This window comes from Actinoallomurus acaciae, assembly GCF_042429965.1.
GTDB classification, from domain to species: Bacteria; Actinomycetota; Actinomycetes; order Streptosporangiales; family Streptosporangiaceae; genus Actinoallomurus; species Actinoallomurus acaciae.
The window spans coordinates 1-2,442 of sequence record NZ_JBHLZP010000946.1 but is presented as its reverse complement, the minus strand read 5'-3'; the positions used below and the strand labels follow the sequence as shown (position 1 = coordinate 2,442).

Annotated in this window: 1 protein-coding gene; it reads right to left on the bottom strand. The window is 75.1% G+C overall.

The window, feature by feature from the left end; all coding sequences use genetic code 11:
• The coding region (locus tag ACFFNX_RS49215) for an acyltransferase domain-containing protein (RefSeq protein ID WP_378213371.1) at nucleotides 1-2,442 on the bottom strand (2,442 nt) is incomplete at both ends.

The following is a 2,442-nucleotide window of genomic DNA, read 5'->3' as shown; positions in this document are numbered from 1 at the left end:
CAGGACGCGCCCGTCGCGCACCGCGATCTGCGGCTCGTCGGGCACCAGCGGAAGCGCGGCGGCGATCGCCGCTTCGCCGGGATCGCCGGTGACCAGGGAGGCGAACCGGCCGGGATGCTCCGACTGCGCGCTGCGCACCAGGCCGCGAACCGCCTCGTGGGCGAGGTCGTCCGGCCGGGTGACCACGAGGAGACGGGCCGACGCCGCACGCGGGTCGTCCGGCCAGGCCCGCAGGACGCGCAGGACGTCGAGACCCACCGTGCGAACACGCTCGGCGGGCGTCTGCCCGGGGTCACCGCTCCCGACACGGTGTACGACGGCCTCCGGCGCCGGGTGCCCGGCCGTCCCCGCCGGAACCCACGACACCTCGAACAGCCGGTCGCGCGTACCGCCCGAGGAGAGGCGAGCGGGGTCGAGGGGACGTACGGTGAGCGCCTCGACGTCGACCACGGGGGTCCCGGACGGGTCCGCCGCGCTGATGGCCACGGTGTCGGGGCCGGTCGCGGTCAGGTGGACGCGCAGCGTACGGGCGCCGGTCGCGTGCAGGCGCACGCCGGACCAGGAGAACGCCAGGCGTGGCCGGTCGGGGCCGGGCAGAAGTCTCGCGGCGGCGATCGGGTGCAGGGCCGCGTCGAGCAGCGCGGGATGAAGCCCGTAACCGTCCGGGTCGGCCTGCTCGGGCAGCCGGAGTTCGGCCCACGCCTCCCCGTCGCCCGCCCAGACCGCCTGGACGGCGCGGAAGGACGGGCCGTAGTCGACGGTGAGCCCTTCGTAGAAGCCGTTCATGTCCAGAGGACGCGCGTCCGCGGGCGGCGGCCAGGGGACGCCCGGCCCCGGCCGGGTGTCCTCCGCCAGCGTCGCGGTGGCGTTCTCGGTCCACTCCGCGTCGCCGCCGTCGCGCGTGTGGACGCGGACGGACCGTTCCTCGACGCGGATCTGGATGTCGAGTGCTCCGCCTTCGGGCAGCACGATCGGTGCGGAGCCGGTGAGCTCGGCGACGACGGGAGCGCCGCGCAGGTCGCCGATGTGGTGGAGGGCGTCGAGCAGGGCGGTGCCGGGCAGCAGCACGGCACCGTCCACGCGATGGTCGGCGAGCCAGCGGTGGTCGCGTTCGCTCAGCCGTCCGGTGAACACCGCGCCGTCCGACCCGGCGAGCGGGACGAGCGCGCCGAGCAGCGGGTGCCCGGCCGGCTCCGGTCCGGCGGGCGGGCCCTGGGCGGGCTCGAGCCAGTAGCGTTCGCGCTGGAAGGCGTAGGTCGGCAGGGCGACCGGCCGCGGGTCGGCGTCGGCGAAGACGGCCGTCCAGTCGACCGGCACGCCGCGCACGTGAAGCTCGGCGAGCGAGAGCAGGAGGCGCCGCGGGCCGCCGTCGTCCCGGCGCAGGGTGCCGACGACCACCGACGGCTCCGTGACGATCTCCGTGATGGCCGGTGCGAGCACGGGGTGTGCGCTGACCTCGACGAACGCGCGGAACCCGTCCTCGGCCAGTGTCTCGATGGCATCCGCGAACCGCACGGTCCGCCGCAGGTTGCGGTACCAGTAGCCGCCGTCCAAATCCGCCGTGTCCAGCCACCGCCCCTCGACCGTCGAGAAGAACGGCACCCGCGACGGCCGAGGATCGAGCCCGGCCAGCAGATCCGCCAACTCGTCCTCCGACTCGACGTGCGAGGTGTGCGAGGCGTAGTCGACCGGGATCCGGCGTGCCCGCACACCATCGGCCTCACAGGCCCCGACCAGGTCGTCCAAAGCCCCCAGATCACCCGCGACGACCACCGAGGACGGACCGTTGACCGCCGCGATCTCCAGGCCCCCGACCAATCGCGTCGTGACCTGATCCAGCGGAAGCGCCACCGATACCATCCCGCCACGACCCGCAAGCCCACCCGCGATCGCCCGGCTCCGCAACGCCACCACCCGCGCCGCGTCCTCCAGCGACAGCGCTCCGGCCACGCACGCCGCGGCGATCTCGCCTTGGGAGTGCCCCACCACCGCGTCGGGCGTCACGCCGTAGGAGCGCCACACCTCCGCCAGCGCCACCATGACCGCGAAGGAGACGGGCTGTACGACGTCCACCCGGTCCAGCGGGCCGCGCAGCGCCTCGATCGGCGACCAGTCGACGTGGGCGGCGAGCGCGTCGGCGCACTCGGCCAGCCTGGCCGCGAAGACCGGGGAGGTCTCCAGCAGTTCCGCTCCCATCTCCACCCACTGCGCCCCCTGACCGGGGAACACGAACACCGTCCTGCCGTCGACGTCGGCGACACCGGACACGACTTCGGACGCGGAACCCCCCGCCGCGACCGCGCCGAGCCCGGTGAGCGCCTCGCTCCGGTCGCCCGCCACGACCACCGCGCGGTGGTGGAGCGCGGCGCGAGCGCGGACCAGGGAGGAGCCGAGGTCGGCCAGCCGCGTCTCCGGGTGCGCGAGCACGGCGTCCCGCAACCG